Origin of the sequence: Pseudomonas protegens CHA0, assembly GCF_000397205.1 — a bacterium.
In the GTDB taxonomy this organism is placed as follows: Bacteria; Pseudomonadota; Gammaproteobacteria; order Pseudomonadales; family Pseudomonadaceae; genus Aquipseudomonas; species Aquipseudomonas protegens.
In genome coordinates this window covers 871,362-893,407 of sequence record NC_021237.1, presented here as the reverse complement: position 1 = coordinate 893,407, position 22,046 = coordinate 871,362, and the positions used below count along the sequence as shown (strand labels likewise).

The window sequence follows — 22,046 nt, the reverse complement described above, 5'->3', positions numbered from 1 at the left end:
CGGCCTTGCTTCAGACCTCCGACAAGCCGGCGACCACCCGCGGCTTACGAAAGCACAGGTAATAGACCAGGGTCAGCAACAGCAGGAACGGCACCCCGAACACCAGGGTCATCTTGAACGCCTCGGTGAAGAAGGTGGTGATCATCACCGCCCCCATCAGCACCAGCCCCAGCAGGGTGCTATAGGGAAACAGGCGCATGCGGAACGACAACTGCTGCTCACCGTGGCGCTGGTGATAGCGGCGGAAGCAGTAGTGGGTGAGGAAGATCATGAACCAGGTAAAGATCGCGCCGAACATCGAGATCGCCATCATCAGGGTGAACGAACTCTCGGGGTACAGCACGTTGACCAGGGTCGCCAGGGCGATGCCGGAGCTGGACAGCAGCAGGGCATTGAGCGGAATCCCGTTCTTGCTCAGGGCCCCCATGGACTTGGGCGCATAGCCGGCGCGGGACAGGCTGAACATCATCCGTGTGGTGATGTAGAGCTGGCTGTTCATCGCCGATAGCGCGGCGATCAGGATCACGAAATTCATCACCCCGGTGGCCCCGGGAATACCGATGGTCTGCATCACCGTGACGAACGGGCTCTGGGCCTTGCCGGCCTGGGCCCAGGGCACGATGGCCAGCATCAGCGCCAGGGTCAGCAGATAGAACACCACCAGGCGCACGATAGTGGCGCGAAAGGCCTGTTTCACCGCGCGTTGCGGGTCCTTGGCCTCCCCCGCCGCCACCGCGATCATCTCCACGCTCAGGTAGCTGAAGATCGACACGATCACGGCAATCCACATGCCTTCGAAACCGTTGGGAAAGAAGCCGCCGTGAGCGCTGTAGTTGTGCAGCCCGTAGTCGGGGTTGCCAGAGCCGAACACCACGTACACCGCCAGGATGATGAAGCCGACGATGGCGGCGATCTTGATGGTGGAAAACCAGTATTCGAAGTTGCCGAAGGTCTTCACGCTGATGCCATTGAGCACGACCAGCACGCTGGAGAAGGAGATGATCCACACCCACTCCGGAACGTTGGCGAACCAGTACTTCATGTACATGGCGATGGCCGTGACTTCGGCACCCACCGCCAGCACGATGGCCGCCCAGTAGGCATAGCGCACCAGGAAGCCGGCCAGCGGGCTGACGTAGAACTCGGCGTAGGCACCGAAGGAGCCGGAGGTGGAATGGGCCACGGTCATTTCCGCCAGGCAGCCCATCAGGATCAGGGTGATCAACGCGCCGATGGCGTAGCTCAGCAGCACGCTGGGGCCGGCATAACCGATGGCGTAGGCGCTGCCCATGAAGAGCCCGGTGCCAATGGCCCCGCCGATGGCGATCATGCTCATCTGGCCGGCGGTCAACTGCCGCCTGAGGCCGTGCTCGCGATTGGATATCGCTTCGAAACCCTTGTTGGAGGTGGTCACTTTGAGTGCCTCTTTATTGTTGTGTGCACGTATAAATCGTTGTGACGGCCCGTCCTTGTGCCGCTGGCCTGGTCGCCGCACAGGGCGGCAACCAGGGGGTGAAACACGCCTCAGGTCACGCTGTGGCGCACCTGGAATTGCGCCTGGGCCCAGGTTTTCTGGTCGAGGACTTCACCGAGGATCTGCACCGCGTCCCATACCTCGCTGAAGCGGGTGTACAGCGGAGTGAAGCCGAAACGCATGATCCGCGGCTCGCGGTAATCGCCGATCACGCCCCGGGCGATCAGGGCCTGGATCACCGCGTAGCCTTCGGGGTGCTCGAAGCTCACGTGGCTGCCACGCTTGGCATGCTCACGCGGGGTCACCAGCTTCAGCTCGTGACCGACGCAGCGCTGCTCCACCAGTTCGATGAACAGGTCGGTCAGCGCCAGGGACTTGCGCCGCAGGCTCTGCATGTCGGTCCGTTCGAAGACTTCCAGGCCGCATTCGACCATGGCCAGAGAGGTAATCGGCTGGGTGCCGCACAGGTAGCGGGCAATGCCGCTGGAAGGCTCGTAGCGGGTAGCCATGTCGAACTGCCGGGCATGGCCGAACCAGCCGGACAGCGGCTGGGTAACCAGGTCGCAGAGCGCCGGAGCGACCCAGGCGAAGGCCTGGGAGCCGGGGCCGCCATTGAGGTACTTGTAGGTGCAGCCGATGGCGTAGTCGGCGCCGCTGCGGCCCAGGTCCACCGGCACCGCGCCGGCCGAGTGGGCCAGGTCCCAGATGCTCAGGGCGCCCGCCTCGTGGATCAACCTGGTGGTCGCCTGCATGTCGTGCATGTAGCCGGTCTTGTAGTTGACGTGGGTCAGCAGCACCACCGCGGTGTCCTGGTCGATGGCCGCCGGCAGTTGTTCCGGGCTGTCCACCAGGCGCAGGGAGTACCCCTGCTGCAGCAGCTGCGTCAGGCCTTCGACTATGTACAGGTCGGTAGGAAAGTTGCTGCTTTCGGAGACGATCACCCGCCGCTGGGGCGCACGTCCGGCCTGGACCTGCAGGGCGGCACTGAGGACCTTGAACAGGTTGATGGAAGTGGTATCGGTGATGACCACCTCACCAGCACCCGCACCGATCAGCGGCGCCAGCCGATCCCCCAGGCGCTGGGACAGGTCACGCCAGCCGGCCGTGTTCCAGCTGCGGATCAGGCCCTCGCCCCACTCTTGCTCGATCACCTGCCGGGCCCGCTCGGCAGCCGCCACGGGGCGGGCACCAAGGGAGTTGCCATCGAGGTAGATCACCCCTTCGGGCAGGCTGAACTGTTGGCGCAGCGGCGCCAGGGGGTCCTGTTCATCGAGACGCAGGCAGTGGTTTTTATCGATCATTGGCAGTCCTGTCTTGGTCAATGTCATGCCCACCGGAAGGGGCCGGGCACGGGGTCCTGGAAAACCGAAAACTTGAGAAATAATGGACGAAGACCGGGAGAATTTTCGTGCAAAGTGCAGCGCGCTGTCGTACTAATCTCGAATAAAATTCTAATCCTCCAATAAAAAACGCGGATTTATGCCAACCATGACCCTCGACTCCACGGACCTGCGCATCCTCTACTTCCTGCAACAGGACGGGCGTATCAGCAATCAGGAACTGGCGGAGAAAGTCGCCCTCTCGCCCTCGGCCTGCCTGCGCCGCCTGCGCCTGCTGGAAACGGAGGGGATCATCAGCGGCTATCGCGCCCAGCTCAATGCCGAGCGCCTGGGCATCGAGCTGGAGGCGATCGTCCACGTATCCCTGCGCCAGGACGTGGAAGGCTGGCACGAGACCTTTATCGGCAAGGTCCAGCAGTGGCCGGAAGTGGTGGCCGCCTACGTGATCACCGGCGCCAGCAACTACGTGCTGCGCATCCAGGCGCGCAACCTCAAGCACTTCTCGGATTTCATCGTCAACCATCTGAACCGCGCCTCGGGCGTGACCGACATCCGCTCGGAAATCGTCCTGCAGAAGATCAAGGAACAGAACAGCCTGCTGGACCTGGTGCAGCGCAAGTAAGCCGTCCTAGAACCCGGCCGGTCGCCGCGCGGGGTGACGCTGGGCAGTGACGCTCGGGGTTTCGTCGAACAGCTTGCGGTACTCGGCGGAGAACCGCCCCAGGTGGGTGAAGCCCCAGCCCAGGGCAATCTCCGAGATGTTGCGCGCCGAGCCGTGCTCGAGAATTTCCTGGCGCACGCCATTGAGCCGGTGGCGCTTGAGGTAGGCCATGGGCGACAGGGCGAAGTACTTGCGAAAGGCCTCGAACAGCTTGAAGCGCGAGACGCCGGCGGCGGCCTCCAGGTCTTCCAGGTGCACGGTCTCGCGGGCATGTTCATGCAAGTGCTGGCGGGCCCGTACCAGATAGTGGGGCAGCTTGACCCCGAGCATTGCCCGCAACTCGCTGGAGTAGTTGTTGGGCTGGGCCAGGATCAGGCCCTTGATCAATGAGCTTTCGATTTCCCGGGTGAAGGCCAGCTGTTCATAGAGCTCGTTGCCCTGGGCCAGTTCGCCGATGAAATGCTGCGCCATGCGCCACCAGGCCGCGGCGGCACCGTGCAGCGCATCCATGCCGGGCTCGAAACGCAGCGGCTCCAGCACCGGGCGCTGCAACAGGCCCTCCAGGGCCTCGCTCATGGCCGGCCGGGAAATCACCACCTGCAGCTTGCGACAGTCTCCGGAGATGGCCAGCACCTGGCTTTCGTTGGGGGCGATGATCACCCCCTGGCCGCGGTCCGAGCGCAACAGGCGCCCGTCCTTGCTCAGTTCCTGCTCGCCGCACAACGGCAGGCTCAGGCTATAGCTGCTGAAGCGCTCGGTGTCCTGGATATCCACCACCACATCGGTGCCGTATTCGATGATGCCCAGGGTCGTGGAACGGGACCTGAGCACATTGGCACTGTGGTGGAAACGAATGCGTTCGGGGTTGGCGGTTTCCAGGCGGTGAGGCCCACAGATTCCCGCCATCCAGTTCCTGGCCCCTTCAAGGTCAAAGCGATCGATACGAATCTCGCGAAACTGCCCATCAGCCTTGCTATTCATCACGGCGCACCCACGGCAATTTTTATTCAGCGCGCTCTGACGGCGCGTCTTGTATGACAGGGCAAGTTTTGCGCCAGCCGACGGCGCTGCCAACCCAGTGGATAGCAATCGTCGACTAAGTGGATAACCGGGCCCCATCACCCTCATTGGCTGCGCTCACAGTAGCCGATCAGCGCACCAACAGGCAGCCATCCATCGCTTGCCTGCACGATGCTGGGTAGATGCTACCCAGGGGCCTGCTGCTCCATGCCTTGCCGGGAACGGGCAATTTTGTGGATGACCTTGGCCGACTAAGCGGATAGCCGCAGGCCCCCTCCCCTCTCTCTAATGACTGCACCCGATTGGCCTGAATAAAAAAGGTACCGACTCATGAGTGGTGCAAGAAACGTCGAGCAGTGGCAAGACTTCATCGGCAGCTGCCTGGATTTTCGTCCCGCGGACGGGGTATTCCGTATCGCCCGGGACATGTTCACCGAACCCGAGCTGTTCGACCTGGAGATGGAGCTGATCTTCGAGAAGAACTGGATCTACGCCTGTCACGAAAGCGAGCTGCCCAACAACCACGACTTCATCACGATGCGCGCCGGGCGCCAGCCGATGATCATCACCCGCGACGGCGAGGGCCGGCTCAATGCCCTGGTCAACGCCTGCCAGCACCGCGGCACCACCCTGACCCGGGTCGGCAAGGGCAACCAGTCCACCTTTACCTGCCCCTTCCATGCCTGGTGCTACAAGAGCGACGGGCGCCTGGTGAAGGTCAAGGCGCCAGGGGAATACGACGAGGGCTTCGACAAGGCCACCCGCGGCCTGAAGAAGGCCCGCATCGAGAGCTACAAGGGCTTCGTCTTCATCAGCCTGGACGTAGCCGCCGACAATTCCCTGGAAGACTTCCTCGGCGACGCCAGGATCTTCTTCGACATGATGGTCGCCCAGTCCCCCGATGGTGAGCTGGAGGTGCTGCCGGGCAAGTCCGCCTACACCTACGACGGCAACTGGAAGCTGCAGAACGAGAACGGCCTGGACGGTTATCACGTCAGCACCGTGCACTACAACTACGTGGCCACGGTGCAGCACCGCCAGCAGGTCAACGCCGACAACGGCGCCGGCAGCAGCGCCACCCTGGACTACAGCAAGCTCGGCGCCGGCGACGCCAGCACCGACGATGGCTGGTTCGCCTTCGAGAACGGCCACAGCGTGCTGTTCAGCGAAATGCCCAACCCGGCGGTGCGCTCCGGCTACGCCAGCATCATGCCGCGCCTGGTGGCCGAGCACGGCCAGGCCAAGGCCGAGTGGATGATGCACCGCCTGCGCAACCTGAACATCTACCCCAGCCTGTTCTTCCTCGACCAGATCAGTTCCCAGTTGCGGATCATCCGCCCCATCGCCTGGAACAAGACCGAGATCATCAGCCAGTGCATCGGGGTCAAGGGCGAGAGCGACGCCGACCGGGAAAACCGCATCCGCCAGTTCGAGGATTTCTTCAACGTCTCGGGCATGGGCACGCCGGACGACCTGGTGGAGTTCCGCGAGGCCCAGCGCGGCTTCCAGGGGCGCCTGGAGCGCTGGAGCGACATCTCCCGCGGGCGCCAGCATTGGGTCAGCGGGCCCACCGCTAACAGCCAGAACCTGGGCATCCAGCCGGCCATGACCGGCACCGAGATCACCCATGAGGGGCTGTACGTCAACCAGCACCAGAACTGGCAGAAATTCCTCCTCGACGGCCTGCAGCGCCGGCCCCTGAAACTGCGTGAGGTGTGATCATGAATGCGCAACTGCAGTACCAGATCGAGCAATTCTTCTACCGCAAGTCCGAGCTTTGCGATGCCCAGGACTGGGACGCCTACCTGCAACTGTTTGCCGTGGACAGCGAGTTCCACCTGCCCCAGTGGGACTCGGAACACGTCTACACCCGGGACCCGAAACGCGAGATGTCGCTGATCTACTACGCCAACCGTTCGGGGCTGGAGGACCGGGTGTTCCGCCTGCACACCGGCAAGGCGGCCTCGACCATCCCTATGCCGCGCACCCTGCACATGGTCAGCAACCTGCGCATTGCCGAGGGCGACAACGGCCTGCTGCGGGTACGCCTGAACTGGCACACGCTGTTCTATCGCCTGGCCACTTCCGAGGAGTTCTACGGCCACGCCACCTACGACCTCAAGCCCCAGGGCGACAGTTGGCTGATCCAGCGCAAGCACGTGCTGCTGCTCAACGACACGATCAACTCGGTGCTCGATTTCTATCACCTCTGACCCACGGAAGTTCTCCCATGACGCACAAGGTCGCGTTCAGCTTTGCCGACGGCAAGACCCTGTTCTTCCCGGTCAAGGCCAATGAAATCCTGCTCGACGCCGCCCTGCGCAACGGCATCAAGATCCCCCTGGACTGCCGCGAAGGGGTGTGCGGCACCTGCCAGGGCCGTTGCGAGTCGGGCCAGTACAGCCAGGACTATGTGGACGAAGAAGCCCTCAGCGCCCAGGACCTGGAACAGCGCAAGATGCTCAGTTGCCAGACCCGGGTGCAGTCCGACGCAGCGTTCTATTTCGATTTCGACTCCAGCCTGTGCCACAGCGCCGACCCGGTGCAGTTGCAGGGCTCGGTGATCGACGTGCGCCAGGTGTCCGAAAGCACCGCCATCCTCCACCTGGACCTGGGCGGCCATCAAGCGCCACTGGATTTCCTCCCGGGCCAGTACGCGCGCCTGAGCATCCCCGGTACCGGCACTAGCCGGGCCTACTCCTTCGCCAACCGGCCGGCGGCGGACAACCAGTTGCAGTTCCTGATCCGCCTGCTGCCCGACGGGGTGATGAGCAACTACATCCGCGAGCGTTGCCTGGTGGGCGACAGTATTGCGCTGGAGGCGCCGCTGGGGGCCTTTTACCTGCGCCAGATCAGCCGTCCGCTGGTGCTGGTGGCCGGCGGCACCGGACTGTCGGCGCTATTGGCGATGCTCGAACAGATCGTCGAGCAGGGCTGCCAGCAACCACTGCATCTGTACTACGGCGTGCGCCACAGTGCCGATCTGTGCGAACTGGAGCGTATCCAGGCACTGGGCGAGCGCTTGCCAGCGTTTCGCTTCACCCCGGTAATCAGCGACACCGACCCGGATTGGTCGGGCAAGCGCGGCTACATCAGCGAACACTTCGACAGCAGCGAACTGCGCGACCAGGACACCGACATGTATGTGTGCGGGCCGCCGCCAATGGTCGATTCGATCCGAATCTGGCTGCAAGAACAGCAACTTAACCGCGTTCAGCTGTATTACGAGCGGTTTACCGAGAGTAATATCTGATTCCGTCAGCATTCGCCGTGATCGACCCCGATCGATCCTGATAACAACTAGAAGAGAGCGCACATTAGTGGATCAAACCTTGAAGCAGGGTGAACTCAAGCGTGGCTTGAAGAACCGCCATATTCAGCTGATCGCCCTGGGCGGGGCGATCGGCACCGGACTGTTCCTCGGCTCGGCCGGGGTTCTCAAATCCGCCGGACCTTCGATGATCCTGGGCTACGCGATTGCCGGGTTCATTGCCTTCCTGATCATGCGCCAGCTGGGGGAAATGATTGTCGAGGAGCCGGTGGCCGGTTCCTTCAGCCACTTCGCGCACAAGTACTGGGGCGGCTATTTCGGCTTTCTCGCGGGCTGGAACTACTGGGTGCTGTATGTCCTGGTGGGCATGGCCGAGCTCACTGCGGTGGGCAAGTACGTGCAGTTCTGGTGGCCGGAGATCCCCACTTGGGTCAGCGCCGCGGTGTTCTTCGTGCTGGTCAACCTGATCAACATGATGAACGTGAAGTTCTTCGGCGAGGCCGAGTTCTGGTTCGCCATTATCAAGGTAGTGGCCATCGTCGGCATGATCGTCCTCGGCTGCTACATGCTGTTCAGCGGCAGCGGCGGCAGCCAGGCCTCGGTGAGCAACCTGTGGTCACACGGCGGCTTCTTCCCCAACGGCGGCACCGGCCTGCTGATGGCCATGGCCTTCATCATGTTCTCCTTCGGCGGCCTGGAACTGGTGGGCATCACTGCCGCCGAAGCCGCCGAACCGCGCAAGGTCATTCCCAAGGCCATCAACCAGGTGGTCTACCGGGTGCTGATCTTCTACGTCGGCGCCCTGGCGGTGCTGCTGTCGCTGTACCCGTGGGACGAACTGCTGGTGAGCCTCAACGCTGGCGGCGACGCCTACAGCAGCAGCCCGTTCGTGAAGATCTTCTCGCTGATCGGCAGTGATGCCGCAGCGCAGATCCTCAACTTCGTGGTCCTGACTGCGGCGCTGTCGGTGTACAACAGCGGCGTGTACTGCAACAGCCGCATGCTCTATGGCCTGGCCGAACAGGGTGACGCACCCAAGGCGCTGATGAAGCTCAACAAGCAGGGCGTGCCGATCCTGGCCCTGGGCATTTCCGCGCTGATCACCCTGCTCTGCGTGCTGGTCAACTACCTGGCGCCCCATGAAGCGCTGGAGTTGCTGTTCGCCCTGGTGGTGGCCGCATTGATGATCAACTGGGCGCTGATCAGCCTGACCCACCTGCGCTTTCGCAAGGCCATGGCCGAGCAGGGCGTGGTGCCTTCGTTCAAGGCCTTCTGGTCGCCGCTGAGCAACTACCTGTGCCTGGCCTTCATGGTGATGATCGTCGGCGTGATGTGGATGATCCCCGGCATCCGTGCCTCGGTGTACGCGATCCCGGTGTGGGTCCTGGTGATCTGGGGCTTCTACCTCCTGAGCCGGGCGAAAAAAGCTTCGCAACCCGCCCTGCGCTAAGCCCACAGGTTCACGCCACACCCCCGAGCCCGGCCTTATCCAAGGCCGGGCTTTTTTGTCGGCGCCGCCAAAGTGGTCTGCCAGCAAACAAGAATGTGGCTCGAAACGATAGTCCATCCGTTACCTAGAATCGGGCCTCTCCCGGCGTTTGGGCCAGGGAGCCTGTTCCTTGACGGAGAGTGGCTTATGAACAGAACCGCGACAGGCCTTAGACCGGCCGATATCTTCTCTCCCACCGTGGCGGCACTGATCTCAGTGCTGGTGAACTATGGCGGGACCTTCATCCTGGTGTTCCAGGCCGCTGAACTGGCCCGGCTGACACCCGCCCAGACCACCTCCTGGGTCTGGGCCGTGTCCCTGGGCGTGGGCCTGAGCGGCATGTGGCTGAGCCTGCGCTACAAGGCGCCGATCATTACCGCCTGGTCTACCCCCGGGGCGGCCTTCTTGGCCACGGTGATGCCCTTCACGCCCTATGCCGAGGTGATCGGCGCTTACCTGGTTTGCGCCCTGGGGTTCATCGTCCTGGGCGGGTCCGGGGCTTTCGACAAGCTGGTGCGCCTGATTCCCAAGGGCATCGCGGCTGGCTTGCTGGCAGGCATCCTGCTGCAGTTCGGGATCAACGCCTTTGGCGGCGCGAGTGCCGATCCACTGCTGGTGATCGTGCTGGTACTGTCCTATGCGGTGCTGCGGCGCTTCACTTCACGCTTTGCCGTGGTGGGCATCCTGTTCATCGGCCTGGCGTTGCTGATCGTCCAGGAGCGGGTCGACTTCGCCAGCGTGCACCTGAGCTTCGCCGCTCCCCTCTTCACTGCGCCACAGTTCTCCGTGTCAGCCTTGCTCGGCGTGGCCCTGCCACTGTTCGTCATCACCCTGACCGGCCAGTACATGCCGGGCATGCTGGTGTTGCGCAATGACGGCTTCCAGACCAGCGCCAACCCGCTGCTCACGGTCACCGGTTTGGGCTCGCTGATCATGGCGCCGTTCGGCGCTCACGCATTCAACGTGGCGGCGATCACGGCGGCGATCTGTACCGGCGAGGATGCCCACCCGGACCCGGGCAAACGCTATATCGCCGGTATCGCCTGCGGCGTTTTCTACATCCTGGTGGGGACCTTCGGGGTCACCCTGGCGACCCTGTTCATGGTCTTGCCCAAGGCCTTTATCACCACCCTGGCCGGCCTGGCATTGCTGGGGGCAATCGGCGGCAGCCTGGCCAACGCCATGGCCGATACGGCCACCCGGGAAACCGCGCTGATCACCTTCCTTGCCACTGCCGCCAACGTCACTCTGCTGGGGATCGGTGGTGCCTTCTGGGGGCTGGTTGCCGGGCTGACCGTGCACCTGTTGATCCTGGGCCCGCGCAGCGCCCTGGCACTGGAACGCGCCAAGCCCTGACCGCCGGCGCTGGAAAAAGGCCGCTGGCTAGGCCTTTCCCAGGGCCTGGGCCAGACGCGCCATCGCCGCCTCGATCTCATGGGCGCTCAGGGACGCATAGCCCAATAGCCAGCCCTGCTGCTTCTGCTCGCCCGCATAAAGCCGGCTGAGCCCCGGCAACTGGATGCCAGCCCTGGCCGCACGTTGCTGGGTCAGCTCTTCGCTCCAGCCGGGTTCCAGAAGACACGGGACCTGCAAACCGCCGGGTGGCGGCAAGGCCCTGGCAATGCCCGGCAAGTGCCGCCCTATGGCCTCGAGCATGGCCTGCCGGCGCCCGGCGTAGAGCTTGCGCATGGCCCGTACATGGGCGTTGTAGTGCCCCTCCTCCATGAACCGCGCCAGGGTCAACTGGAGGATCTGCGGCGTGTGCCCGTCCATGATGCTGCGAGCACTGCTGAAGGCCCCCACCAGTTCGGCGGGCAGGATCATGTAGCCCATGCGCAGGCCCGGATAGAGAGTCTTGCTGAAGGTGCCGATGTACAGGGTGCGCCGAAACGGGTCCAGGCCCTGGACGCAGGCGGTGGGCAGGCCCTCGTAGTGGAACTCGCTGTCGTAGTCGTCCTCGATGATCCATCGGTCGTGCTCGGCGGCCCAGCGGGTCAGCTCCAGGCGGCGCTCCAGGGACAGGGTGGCACCCGTGGGGTACTGGTGCGAGGGCGTCACATAGACACAGCGGGCGCCGCTGCGGTCGGCTCGCAACAGGTCGGTGCGGATGCCCTGGCCATCCACATCAATGGGCACGATCCGCGCCTCGGCCGCCTCGAAGGCCTTGCGCGCGCCGAAGTAGCCTGGGTTCTCCATCAGGATCGGCTTGCCGGCGTCCACCAGCAGTTGCGCACACAGGAACAGCGCCTGGCGAGTGCTGCTCAGCACCAGGATCTGCTCGGGCTGCACCTTGGCCCCGCGTTCCAGGTTGAGGTAGGCGGCAATCGCCTTGCGCAGGGGCAGCGCGCCCTGGGGATCGCCATGCAGCAGCACGCTGGCACGGTAATCCTTCAATGCCTGGCGTTGCAGGCGCTCCCAGACCTCCAGCGGGAAGCTGCGGGTTTCCGGCAAACCGGTAGCGAAGGCCGTGACCGCCTGCTGATCGCTGACCCCACCCCGCGCCAACAGTGCCGCGCCGCGCCGGCTCAGGCCCGCTCCCGGTTCCGGGCTGTGGGCCGGCAACCCTTGCTGGAGCTGGCGCCGGCGGGACGGGCCACGCAATTGGGCACCGATGGTTTCGCAGACATAGCTCCCCGAGCCTTTGCGCCGCAGGACAAAACCGTCGCGCTGCAACTGCACATAGGCGTTTTCCACGGTGTCACGCGATACCGCCAGCGACTTGGCCAGGGCCCGGGTCGCCGGCAGCTTCACGCCGGGGCCCAGGGCGCCGTCGAGGATCAGCCCGCGCAAGGCGCGCTGGATGCGCTGGTGCAGGTCCAGAGGGCGGAACTCAGGATCGCTGAGCCGCATCTTGAGGGTTTCAAGCTCGAAGGTCCGGGACATGTGGTCTGCCTTAGAGAGTAAAAATGGTGCACCGAAGGCGGCCACCTTATCCCCCGAGCGCAACTGCCGCCAGCGCCCGCTGCTCTCTAACGACCTCTGTAGCCGCTGCCGCAGGCTGCGATAAGGTCCGGAGGACCTTCCAGACCTCAAGAACGCGTCTGCTGCGCTGCCGATCGCAGTCTGCGGCAGCGGCCGCACTCTGGGAGTCAGTCACCGGCAGGCACATGAAAACGCCCCGGCAGGCGGGGCGTTTTCGGGTCAGAGCGAGGAGCGCACTCGCCACAGTTCGGGAAACAGCACGGTGTCGAGCATCTTGCGCAGGTAGCCCACGCCTTCGGTGCCGCCGGTGCCGGGCTGGAAGCCGATGATGCGCTCCACCGTGGTCACATGGCGAAAGCGCCACTGGCGGAAGGAGTCTTCCAGGTCGATGAACTTCTCCGCCAACTGGTACAGGTCCCAATAGGCCGAAGGGTTGGCGTAGACCTCGCGCCAGGCCGCTTCCACCGACGGGTCATGCTGAGTCGTGGTGGTGCTGTCCAGTGCCAGGCGCGCAGGGTCGATGCTCAAGCCGCTGCGGGCCATCAGGGCAATCGCCTCGTCATACATGGACGGGGTGGCAATCGACGCTTCCAGCGATTGCAACAGTTCGGGACGATGGGCATGGGGCCGCAGCAGGGCCGCGCTCTTGTTGCCGAGGATGAATTCGATCTCCCGATACTGGAACGACTGGAAGCCCGAGGACTGGCCCAGGTAAGGCCGGATCGACTTGTACTCGGACGGCGTCATGGTGGCCAGCACCGCCCAGGCGTGCACCAGTTGATCGAAAATCCGCGAAACCCGCGCCAGCATCTTGAACGCCGGCGGCAACTGGCCCTGGCGCACATGCTCGCGGGCCGCCTTGAGCTCGTGCAGCATCAGCTTCATCCATAGCTCCGAGGTCTGGTGCTGGATGATGAAGAGCATCTCGTTGTGGTCCGGCGACAGGGGATGCTGGGCGCTGAGGATGCGCCCCAGGTCCAGGTAGTCGCCGTAGCTCATGGAGTCGGAAAAATTCAGCTCGGCGTTATGCCACTCAGCCGGCGGATTGCTTGAAAAGGGACATTGGCTCATCGCGTGGGCTCCTCGCCTCAGGCAGCGGTTGCCCATCGCTGGCTGCGCACCCCGGATCGGGATGCACAACGGCGCGAAGGGCCAGCTGTGTATTTATTGTAGGAATGAATCGGCCAGGGGGCGCAGGATCGCCCGCACCGGACTGGCGTCCAGGTGAGCGAAGCGCAGTGGCAGGGCAATCAGTTCGTAGTCGCCTTCGGCAACCTCATCGAGAACCACGCCTTCGAGGATCGCCATGCCATGGCGGGCCACGGTGTTGTGGGCGTCCATGGTCTTGGACTGCTGGGGGTCGAGGGACGGGGTGTCGATGCCGATCAGGCGCACGCCGAGGCTGGCCAGCAGCTCGACAGTGGCTGGAGCAACGGCAGTAAAGTCCGGGTCCCAGGCACTCAGCGGAGCCTGTGGATAAGTACGCAGCAACACTCGCGCAGGCAAGTTTTCGAGGCGCCCGAGCAACGCCTCGGGCTGCACCAGAGCACCGCTGTCCAGGCAGTGCAGGACCCGGCACGGGCCCATGTAGACATCCAGCGGCACTTCACCGATGGGCAGGCCGTCCGGCCGGTAATGCAGGGGCGCATCGACATGGGCACCGGTGTGGGGCGACAGGGTCACCCGCCCGACATTCACCGGGCACTCGGGGCCGAACTGCCAGACGCGCTCCTCCTGGAACGGCGTATCTCCCGGCCAGGTCGGGGTTGCGGTACTCAACGGCGGGCTGATATCCCACCAGCGTGGTGTATTTTCCATTCGTGCGGCTCTTAGGTCACTCCGAGCTGAATGATACGAGCGAAACCGGTAAAGATTCTTGCGAAATAACTCGGGCAGCCGCGGATATTTCGCAATTACTGCTAACAAAGCCCTGTTTGCCGAATGAATCTTGCAACCGCCACGCCTCTTCCCGGCCCTGCGCCCAGCCACCTCGACTCGGGGCCGCGCTGCGCTTCTGGATACCCCGAGGTCGAGTACAGACAACCCCCTGCCCGCCAGGCGCTATAGGGTGCGGCTTCAGTTCTCTGCCTGCTAGGAGCACAGCATGTCCCAACCCATCACCGTTCTTCGCGACACTCATCCGCTGCCGGTGCTCGACGCCTGCAAGTGGGAAAAACTCCAGGGCGATCCGCACACCGTCAACCTCAACGCCTACACCAGCGAGGATGGCAGCAAGATCATGGGCACCTGGATCTGCACCCCGGGCAAATGGCGGGTGACCTATGAAAAGTGGGAGTACTGCCATTTCCAGGAAGGCTATTGCGTGATCACCCCGGACGGCCGCGACCCCATCCACCTGCGCGCCGGCGATATCTTCGTGGTGGAGCCCGGGATGAAAGGCACCTGGGAAGTGGTGGAAACCGTGCGCAAGTACTTCGTCTTCGCCTGAGTCCTCCCTCGATACCGGGAGCCCGCGCCAGCCGGGCTCCCCTGGCCGTGTTGCGATTCAAGCCAGCGCCTTTTGCCAAATGTCTATATAATCACTGCCAAATGGCAAAAGGCAGGAGCAGCACTCATGGTCGCGCTGACAGGCACCGGCCTCGTTCCCAAGCGGCGAGGCAAACTGGTATTGAAAGAGCAGTCCTCGGACATCCTTCTGGGTGGCCGGGCACGCTTTGACGATCGTATCTCGATCTATCGCCTGACCGAGGAGGGCATCCCGCTGACGGCGATCATCAAGTTCGTCTCCTCGGTGCCCATGCTCAAGGACGAACAGGTCCTGGCCAAGATCATCGGCCTTTCCGAACGCACCCTGCACCGGCGCCTGAAAACCCCGGACGAGCCGCTGAACCCGGAACAGAGCGCCCGTGCGGTGCGCTTCGCCCAGGTGCTGGCCAAGGCCGAGGACATCTTCGGCAGCAGTGAAGAGGCCCAGGAGTGGATGGCCAAGCCGGTGATGGGCCTGGACGGCCACAAACCGGTGGACCTGCTGACCAACCCCATCGGTTTCGAACTGGTGGACGAGTTCCTCACCCGCCTGGAATACGGGGTCTATCAGTGATCAGTGTGCCGGGCAGCAGCACCCTTCACTTCTGGCGGCTGGACGCCGCCCGGCACGCCGACAGCTGGGACAGCGGCATTGGCGCCGAACTGTGTGGCGGCCGCTGGAACTCCAAGGGCGTGAAGGCGGTGTACGCCAGCGCCGACCCGGCCACGGCGATTCTGGAAGTGGCGGTGCACAAGGGTTTTGCCGCCCTGGACAGCGTGCCCCATGTACTCACCGGCGCCCTGATCCAGGACCCGACCGCCATCTACCGAGTCGATGAAAACCGTATTCCCAACCCCAACTGGCTGGTGCCGGGGATTCCCAGCGCCGGCCAGCAGAAGTTCGCCGATCAGTTGCTGGCGGACCACCCTTTCGTGCTGGTGCCCTCGTCGGTTTCCCGGCACAGCTGGAATATCCTGATCAATCCGCTGCTGGCCAAGGGGCTGTACCAGGTGGTGATCCAGGAACGCTTCGGCCTCGACACCCGCCTCAACCCTCCCTCCGGCACCGTTGCCAGCCGGCCGAACTGAGCCGGGCAAAAAAAGCGGGAACCTGCCCGACGCAGGTTCCCGCAAATGCCCCGGCTGAAGGGGCTGCATTCAATGACGCGTGGAGCCGCTGCTGAGCCCGCGAAGCTGCGAAAAGGACCGAAGGGCCTTGCCTGGCGATACCCAGACAAACCTCTGCCGGGTTTGAGACCGCTGCGTCTCCTGCGGAGCCGTTCGCAGCCTGCGGCAGCGGCTACACCGCCCCTTGTAGCCGCTGCTGAGCCGCAGGACCTGGTTTGACGATACCCAGAGAGACCACTGGCGGCGTCGAGATTGCCGCGCAAACCCGCCAGCGCCCCCTCCCGACTAGCGACGCCTTACTGCGGCTTGCGGTAGCTGTTGACGATGGCCGAGAAGTCCTTGCCACCTTCCCCACGCTGGCTCATGGCCTGGTACAGCTGCTGGGCCACGGCACCGAGCACCACCGGCTGGTGGGCCTGGCGCGCGGCTTCGGTGGCCAGCCCCAGGTCCTTGAGCATCAGCTCGGCACCAAAGCCGCCGGTGTAGCCGCGGGACGCCGGGGCGGTTTCAATCACGCCCGGCCACGGGTTGTAGGTGTCGGAACTCCAGCACCGACCGGTGGAGCTGTTGATGATCCCCGCCAGCACTTGGGTGTCGATGCCCAGGGCATCCCCCAGGGCCATGGCCTCGCTGACGCCGATCATCGAAATCCCCAGCAGCAAGTTGTTGCAGATCTTGGCGATCTGCCCGGTGCCCACTTCACCGCAGTGCACGATGTTGCGGCCCATCTGCGCCAGCACCGGTTGCAGGGTGGCGAACAGTTCGGCGCTGGCGCCGACCATGAAGGTCAGGGTCCCGGCCTGGGCGCCGCCGGTGCCACCGGATACCGGTGCATCGGCCATGGCCACGCCCTGCTTGGCGGCGGCTGCGGCCACTTCACGGGCGGTCTGTGGGTCGATGGTACTGCAATCCACCGCCGGAATGCCGCGGCCAATACCCGCCAGCACCCCATCCTCGCCCAGCCAGACGCTGCGCACATGGGCCGCCGCGGGGAGCATGGTGATCACCAGTTCGGCGCCTTCGGCAGCGGCCTTGGGCGAAGCAGCGACGCGCCCGCCCAGTTGCGCCAGCTCTGCCAGCACGCTCTGGTTGAGATCGAACAGGTTCAACTGATGGCCGGCCTTGATCAGGTTGCGGGCCATGGGTGCGCCCATGTTGCCCAGGCCGATAAATGCAATGTTCATGTCAGGCTCCTCAACGCAGGCTGATGGTGGTGTTCACACCGTCATTGACGCTGTCATCGTCGAACCAGCGGCTGGTGACGGTCTTGGTCTGAGTGTAGAACTGCACCACTTGCTTGCCGTAGGGGCCCAGGTCGCCGAGCTTGGAACCACGGGAACCGGTGAAGCTGAAGAACGGCACCGGCACCGGAATCGGGATGTTGATGCCCACCTGGCCGACGTCGATTTCGCTCTGGAACTTGCGCGCCGCCGCCCCGCTCTGGGTGAACAGGCCGGTGCCGTTGCCGAAGGGGTTGGCATTGACCAGGGCAATGGCCTGATCCAGGGTGTCGACCTCCAGCACCACCAGCACCGGGCCGAAGATTTCCTGGGTGTAGATCTGCATATCGGTGGTTACCCCGGAGAACAGGGTCGGGCCGATGAAGTTGCCCTGCTCGTAGCCCGGAACCTTGATGTCGCGGCCATCGAGCTCCAGCTTGGCGCCTTCTTTCACGCCGCTTTCGATCAGCTCCAGAATCCGCGCCTTGGCGCGCTTGGACACGACCGGGCCCACATCGGTGCCCGGCTCGCTGCCGGCGTTGACCTTGAGCTTCTGCGCCAGGGCCTTGAGGTCTGGCAGCCATTGTTTCGAAGCGCCCACCAGCACCACCACCGAGGTGGCCATGCACCGCTGGCCGGCCGCGCCGAAGCCGGCACCCACCAGGGCATTGAGGGTCTGTTCGCGGTTGGCGTCGGGCAGGACCACAGCGTGGTTCTTGGCGCCCATCATCGATTGCACGCGCTTGCCGTGCTTGCCCGCCAGGTCATAGACGTGGGTGCCGACCGCAGTCGAACCGACGAAGGACACCGCCTTGATGTCCTTGTGGGTGCATAGCGCATCCACCACGTCCTTGCCGCCGTGCACCACGTTGAGCACACCGGCCGGCACCCCGGCTTCCACCGCCAGCTCCACCAGCAGCATGGTGGACAGCGGGTCCTGCTCGGAAGGCTTGAGGACGAAGGTGTTGCCGCAGGCGATGGCCATCGGGAACATCCACAGCGGAATCATTGCCGGGAAATTGAACGGGGTGATCCCGGCGCACACGCCGATCGGCTGGCGCAGGGTGTAAGTGTCCACGCCGCCGGCGACGTTTTCGGCGAATTCGCCCATCTGCAGGGTGCCGATGGAGCAGGCATGCTCCACCACTTCCAGGCCGCGGAAGATGTCGCCCTCGGCGTCGGCGATGGTCTTGCCCTGCTCAGCGCTGAGGACCAGGGCAATGCGTTTGGAGTGCTCGCGGATCAGGGCCTGGAGCTTGAGCATGATGCGCATCCGCGCGCCGATCGGGGTCAGTTTCCAGGTCTGGAAGGCGCGCTGGGCAGCGGCGATCGCGGCGTCGACTTCAGCGGCAGTGGCAAAGGGCACCTTGGCCAGTACTTCCTGGGTCGCCGGGTTGACGATGTCATGCCATTCCTGGCTCTGGGACTGGACCCATTCACCGTCGATCAGCAGTTTGACCTGTTGCAGGGTGGTGCCGTCGGGCTTGAGGGATGCGTTCATGGGGTCTCCTGACTTCTTGAGTTCTTATGCAGGGAAACCAAGGCGGGCAAGCGCCTTGAAAGAGGGGCTGTCGCGAGTTGGTATCGGACGGTTTTTGGAGTATAGATGTGCAAACTTCTAATAAGAACGCACATAAAATCCGGTCCATCATGCAAAAAAACATCACCTCGTTAAGCACCCTGAACTGGGACGACCTGAAGTTTTTCCTCGAAGTGGCGCGCACTCGCAAGGCCAGCAGCGCGGCCAAGCGCCTGGCGGTGGACTACACCACGGTGTCGCGGCGCATCGGGTCCCTGGAAACCGCCCTGGGCACCTTGCTGTTCGAAAAATCCCGCACCAACGGCTTTGTCCTCACCGCCGAGGGTCAGCGCCTGCTGGGTTATGCGGAGTCCATCGAAAGCACCCTGCACATGGCGTGCGAGCAGGTCTCGGGCTCCGGAGTGGCGTTGTCCGGCCATGTGCGCATGGGCTGCACCGAGGGCTTCGGCAGCTTCTTCGTCACCCCGCAACTGAGCCATTTCCTCGACGCCTACCCGGCGATCTCGGTGGATATCCTGCCGCTGCCGCACTTCATCAGCCTGTCCAAGCGTGAGGCGGATATCGTCATCGCCCTGGAACGCCCGGAGCACGGCCCCTATGTGTGCTGCAAGCTGTGCGACTACCGCCTGCAGCTGTACGCCACCCAGGAATACCTCGACCGCCACCCGCCGATCCGCCGCCCCGGCGACCTGAGCGAGCATCAATTCATCAGCTATGTGGATGACCTGGCCTTCAGTTCCGAGCTGCTGTACCTGGCCAATGTGGTGCCCGGTGCCAGCGCCAACCTGCGCAGCACCAGCGTGATTGCCCAGTACGTGGCAGCGCAGCAGGGCCGCTCGCTGGCGATCCTGCCGTGCTTCCTGGCGGCCCAGGACCCGCGCCTGCTGCCAGTGCTGCCCAAGGAAATCAACCTGACCCGGCAATTCTGGATGTACTGCCGGGAGGATCTCAGGAAGTTGAAGCGGATCACCCTGTTATGGGATTACATCCGCGAGGTGACCGAGCAGAATCGGCCGCTGCTCATGGGCGAGAGTCGCAGCATGCGCTTCGCCGCCCCCTGACCCTTAGCGGCCGCAAGGCTGCAGCCGCAACCCGGCAGGTCGTCGATCAGTCGGCGATCACCACGATCGACACCCGACGGTTCTCGGTACGCCCGGCCACGGTGCTGTTGGAGGCCACCGGCTCGCTGCTGCCCAGGCCGCGCAGCTGGATGTTTTCTTCACGCATGCCAACCTGGGTCAACACCTTGACCACGCTCTTGGCCCGGCGCACGGACAGTTGCACGTTGTAGGCCTCCTTGCCCGACGCGTCGGTGTGACCGTCGACCCGGACCTTCTGGATATCGACGCTGAGCAGCGCCTTGCCGATGCGCTGGACGATCTCGGTGCTGGCCTGGTTCAGGGTTTCCACATCGCTGCCAAACAGCACCTTGCCCGACAGGCCAAAGGCCCAGCCTTCATCCGTCAGTTCGAAGCCCTCCTGTTTCAGAACCGCGATCTGTTTCGGGGTCAGACCTTTGGGCGGCACGCTCTGACAGCCGGCCAGGGCCAGCAGGGCCATGAACACCAGAGTGCTGAACAGTCGAACCGAACGTTGCGTCATCGAGAACAAGGGAATTAGCTCCTGTTTTGAACCTGAACGATAGGGAGCTCCGCCCCCACTGTGTGTTGCCCGCCTCGCGAACCGCGCTTGGCTTGGTACATGGCCGCGTCGGCGGCATTCAACAGACTGCCCGGTGTCGCGCCATGATCCGGGTACACGGCAATACCGATACTCAGCGATGTCAGGATCGACAGGCTGCCGGGCAGTTGAATCGGTACTTCCATGCTGCTGATGATCTTGTCGGCGATGCGCTGGGCATCCTCGACCCGGTGCAGCGGGGTCAGCAGCACGGCAAATTCGTCCCCGCCCAGGCGCGCCACCAGGTCGTCCTCGCGCAACTGCGCGCGAATCCGCGTGGCCACAGCCACCAGCACCGCATCGCCGGCGGCGTGGCCGAAGTTATCGTTGATCTCCTTGAACCGGTCGCTGTCGAGAAACAGCACCGCCATGCGCTCGTTGAGCTTGTTGGCGCTGCGCAGGGCACGGATCAGCCGGCCTTCGAAGAACGCCCGGTTGGGCAGGCCGGTCAGGCTGTCGTGGCTGGCCTGGTGGGCCAGGGTTTCATTCTCGCTTTGCAGATGGGTCTGCCAGGCCTCCAGCTCATCGAGCAGGGCGTTGAAGTCGTTGCCCAGGTTGTCCAGTTCGGCGATTTCCGCAGGCGGCACCCGCTGATCGAAGGCCCGCTCGCGCCGGGCCGCGTGCGCCACATCGGCGAGGCTGCGCAACGGCCCGGTGATGCCCCGCAGCTGGCGGCGCGCCAGGTACAGCGCCAACCAGGCGCTGAGGGCGATGCACAGCACGATGCCCACCAGGCCACTGAGGAGAAACCGCAACAGGCTGCCGCCATGGCCGGTGACATTGATGGTGCCGATTTCCCGCCCCTGGTGCAGGATCGGCAGGCTGATGGGCTTTTCCAGAAAGGCGCTGGCGACGTGCATTTCCAGATTGGTCAGAAAGCCGCTTTCCGGGCGCTGCCAGCTGGCCAGCAACTGGCCCTGGCTGTCATACACCTTGGCGTCGGCCACCTCTTCGGTGGAGGCGATCAGGGCCAGGGCCTCGGTGGCCACCACACTGTCGTTGAACACCACTGCAGCTTCCACGGTGTAGCTGATGGAGCGGGCGATCAGGTGCAGGTTGTGATCGGCGTACACACGCAGGGCCAACACCCCGAGAAAGGTCAGGGACAGGCTGGCCATGGAGATCGCCAGCAGAGCGACGATCAGGTGGCCGCGACCGATGACCGACCGCAGTGTAGGGCGGGCGTTGGGCTTGAACAGTTTCATGGGGCCGCCGGACGACGACGGGAAAGCTGCAGCACGCTGGGATGAATCTTCACCCCACTGCGCGCCACGGAATCCAGGTTGACCTCGAACGACACCTGGCTGTCGCCGACCCGCAGGCAGAACAGGCTGCCCACGGTGCACTGGTCGCCCCCCTCGCTGATGCTCAGCACCGGTTGCCCGATCAGCGAGTTGAACAGGCGGGTACGCTCATCATTGGACAATTTGCCGACATAGACCGAATCGCACTCACTGGCCAACGACGGGTTGTTGGCCAGCAGACGCCGCACCAGCACCGGGCGGCCGGTGGCCTGGGTCGCGCCCTTGAGCAGGTCATCGGTGTATTCGGTGGGGCCAACCACGCACAGACGCAGTTGCGCAGGCTCCACGGGCCAGCGAGCGTAGCTGAGAATGCCCAGCACCACTTGGGTTACAGCCTTGGCCCGTTGCTCGGCCAGGCTCGCGGACGCCGGTGGCTCCGACTGCGCGATGGCCAACAGGCTGAACAGGCAGAGAATGGTCGACAGCACACACTGTCTCCACCCCAAAATGCGCTCTGTCCTCAAGACAGCCACGTCCATGCAGGGATTCTCTTTGATTTTCACGGAAATG

The 22,046-nt window shown here is 63.9% G+C and carries 21 protein-coding genes; 10 read left to right on the top strand and 11 right to left on the bottom strand.

Features of this window, described 5'->3' with window-relative positions:
* Positions 1 to 10 precede the first annotated feature (10 nt).
* Together PFLCHA0_RS03860 and kynU are read right to left on the bottom strand one after the other, a co-directional pair.
* Entirely contained in the window at positions 11 to 1,414 is a 1,404-nt protein-coding gene (locus tag PFLCHA0_RS03860) for an amino acid permease (protein ID WP_041751938.1), read from the bottom strand.
* A gap of 110 nt (positions 1,415 to 1,524) precedes the next feature.
* Positions 1,525 to 2,775, bottom strand: a complete 1,251-nt coding sequence (gene kynU / locus PFLCHA0_RS03855; protein ID WP_015634058.1) for a kynureninase — start codon at positions 2,773 to 2,775, stop codon at positions 1,525 to 1,527.
* A gap of 187 nt (positions 2,776 to 2,962) precedes the next feature.
* Between kynU and PFLCHA0_RS03850 the strand changes: the two genes are divergently transcribed.
* On the top strand, positions 2,963 to 3,436 hold the full coding sequence (locus PFLCHA0_RS03850; protein WP_011059125.1) for an Lrp/AsnC family transcriptional regulator: 474 nt from the start codon (positions 2,963 to 2,965) through the stop codon (positions 3,434 to 3,436).
* A 6-nt stretch (positions 3,437 to 3,442) separates the two neighbouring features.
* On the opposite strand, the gene PFLCHA0_RS03845 is transcribed toward PFLCHA0_RS03850, so the two are convergent.
* Positions 3,443 to 4,456, bottom strand: a complete 1,014-nt coding sequence (locus PFLCHA0_RS03845; protein ID WP_011059124.1) for an AraC family transcriptional regulator — start codon at positions 4,454 to 4,456, stop codon at positions 3,443 to 3,445.
* A gap of 369 nt (positions 4,457 to 4,825) precedes the next feature.
* On the opposite strand from PFLCHA0_RS03845, the gene antA reads away from it, so the two are divergent.
* From antA to PFLCHA0_RS03820, 5 genes are all read left to right on the top strand, one after another.
* Complete coding sequence (gene antA / locus PFLCHA0_RS03840; RefSeq protein ID WP_015634055.1) at positions 4,826 to 6,214, top strand: anthranilate 1,2-dioxygenase large subunit; 1,389 nt, start codon at positions 4,826 to 4,828, stop codon at positions 6,212 to 6,214.
* A gap of 2 nt (positions 6,215 to 6,216) precedes the next feature.
* A complete protein-coding gene (gene antB, locus PFLCHA0_RS03835) occupies positions 6,217 to 6,708 on the top strand; it encodes an anthranilate 1,2-dioxygenase small subunit (protein ID WP_015634054.1) in 492 nt (163 codons plus the stop codon).
* A gap of 17 nt (positions 6,709 to 6,725) precedes the next feature.
* A complete protein-coding gene (gene antC, locus PFLCHA0_RS03830; protein ID WP_015634053.1) occupies positions 6,726 to 7,748 on the top strand; it encodes an anthranilate 1,2-dioxygenase electron transfer component AntC in 1,023 nt (340 codons plus the stop codon).
* A 67-nt stretch (positions 7,749 to 7,815) separates the two neighbouring features.
* Positions 7,816 to 9,216, top strand: a complete 1,401-nt coding sequence (locus tag PFLCHA0_RS03825; RefSeq protein WP_011059120.1) for an amino acid permease — start codon at positions 7,816 to 7,818, stop codon at positions 9,214 to 9,216.
* A gap of 186 nt (positions 9,217 to 9,402) precedes the next feature.
* Positions 9,403 to 10,611 carry a benzoate/H(+) symporter BenE family transporter gene (locus tag PFLCHA0_RS03820; protein ID WP_015634051.1) on the top strand — a complete coding sequence of 403 codons (1,209 nt, stop codon included), beginning with the start codon at positions 9,403 to 9,405 and terminating at the stop codon, positions 10,609 to 10,611.
* A gap of 27 nt (positions 10,612 to 10,638) precedes the next feature.
* On the opposite strand, the gene pdxR is transcribed toward PFLCHA0_RS03820, so the two are convergent.
* The 3 genes from pdxR to kynB form a co-directional block, all read right to left on the bottom strand.
* On the bottom strand, positions 10,639 to 12,138 hold the full coding sequence (pdxR, locus tag PFLCHA0_RS03815) for a MocR-like pyridoxine biosynthesis transcription factor PdxR (protein WP_011059118.1): 1,500 nt from the start codon (positions 12,136 to 12,138) through the stop codon (positions 10,639 to 10,641).
* A 258-nt stretch (positions 12,139 to 12,396) separates the two neighbouring features.
* The gene (gene kynA / locus PFLCHA0_RS03810; RefSeq protein WP_011059117.1) at positions 12,397 to 13,248 is read right to left on the bottom strand and encodes a tryptophan 2,3-dioxygenase; all 852 of its coding nucleotides are present in this window, start codon (positions 13,246 to 13,248) and stop codon (positions 12,397 to 12,399) included.
* 93 nt (positions 13,249 to 13,341) lie between these two features.
* Positions 13,342 to 13,995, bottom strand: coding sequence for an arylformamidase (gene kynB / locus PFLCHA0_RS03805; RefSeq protein ID WP_015634049.1), 654 nt, complete (start codon positions 13,993 to 13,995; stop codon positions 13,342 to 13,344).
* Positions 13,996 to 14,281: 286 nt separating this feature from the next.
* Here kynB and PFLCHA0_RS03800 point away from each other — a divergent pair, with 286 nt between their 5' ends.
* The 3 genes from PFLCHA0_RS03800 (at position 14,282) to PFLCHA0_RS03790 (ending at position 15,753) form a co-directional block, all read left to right on the top strand.
* Positions 14,282 to 14,626 (top strand): cupin domain-containing protein, encoded by a 345-nt coding sequence (locus tag PFLCHA0_RS03800; RefSeq protein WP_015634048.1) that lies wholly within the window; start codon positions 14,282 to 14,284, stop codon positions 14,624 to 14,626.
* 126 nt (positions 14,627 to 14,752) lie between these two features.
* Positions 14,753 to 15,238 carry a type II RES/Xre toxin-antitoxin system antitoxin gene (parS, locus tag PFLCHA0_RS03795; RefSeq protein WP_015634047.1) on the top strand — a complete coding sequence of 162 codons (486 nt, stop codon included), beginning with the start codon at positions 14,753 to 14,755 and terminating at the stop codon, positions 15,236 to 15,238.
* Positions 15,235 to 15,753, top strand: coding sequence for an RES family NAD+ phosphorylase (locus PFLCHA0_RS03790; protein ID WP_011059113.1), 519 nt, complete (start codon positions 15,235 to 15,237; stop codon positions 15,751 to 15,753). Before parS ends, PFLCHA0_RS03790 begins: the two co-directional genes overlap by 4 nt.
* Positions 15,754 to 16,088: 335 nt before the next feature.
* On the opposite strand, the gene mmsB is transcribed toward PFLCHA0_RS03790, so the two are convergent.
* Together mmsB and PFLCHA0_RS03780 are read right to left on the bottom strand one after the other, a co-directional pair.
* Positions 16,089 to 16,976, bottom strand: a complete 888-nt coding sequence (mmsB, locus tag PFLCHA0_RS03785) for a 3-hydroxyisobutyrate dehydrogenase (RefSeq protein WP_015634046.1) — start codon at positions 16,974 to 16,976, stop codon at positions 16,089 to 16,091.
* 10 nt (positions 16,977 to 16,986) lie between these two features.
* Entirely contained in the window at positions 16,987 to 18,513 is a 1,527-nt protein-coding gene (locus PFLCHA0_RS03780; RefSeq protein ID WP_015634045.1) for a CoA-acylating methylmalonate-semialdehyde dehydrogenase, read from the bottom strand.
* A gap of 149 nt (positions 18,514 to 18,662) precedes the next feature.
* Here PFLCHA0_RS03780 and PFLCHA0_RS03775 point away from each other — a divergent pair, with 149 nt between their 5' ends.
* The gene (locus tag PFLCHA0_RS03775; protein ID WP_041751937.1) at positions 18,663 to 19,613 is read left to right on the top strand and encodes a LysR family transcriptional regulator; all 951 of its coding nucleotides are present in this window, start codon (positions 18,663 to 18,665) and stop codon (positions 19,611 to 19,613) included.
* A 46-nt stretch (positions 19,614 to 19,659) separates the two neighbouring features.
* Here PFLCHA0_RS03775 and PFLCHA0_RS03770 read toward each other — a convergent pair whose 3' ends face one another.
* The 3 genes from PFLCHA0_RS03770 to PFLCHA0_RS03760 are packed head-to-tail and all read right to left on the bottom strand — an operon-like array spanning position 19,660 to position 22,015.
* Positions 19,660 to 20,154: an OmpA family protein gene (locus PFLCHA0_RS03770; RefSeq protein ID WP_015634043.1), complete on the bottom strand. Its 495-nt coding sequence runs from the start codon at positions 20,152 to 20,154 to the stop codon at positions 19,660 to 19,662.
* 14 nt (positions 20,155 to 20,168) lie between these two features.
* Positions 20,169 to 21,437, bottom strand: coding sequence for a diguanylate cyclase domain-containing protein (locus PFLCHA0_RS03765; RefSeq protein ID WP_041115800.1), 1,269 nt, complete (start codon positions 21,435 to 21,437; stop codon positions 20,169 to 20,171).
* Positions 21,434 to 22,015 (bottom strand): YfiR family protein, encoded by a 582-nt coding sequence (locus tag PFLCHA0_RS03760; protein ID WP_026020227.1) that lies wholly within the window; start codon positions 22,013 to 22,015, stop codon positions 21,434 to 21,436. Before PFLCHA0_RS03760 ends, PFLCHA0_RS03765 begins: the two co-directional genes overlap by 4 nt.
* Between the last annotated feature and the right edge of the window lie 31 nt (positions 22,016 to 22,046).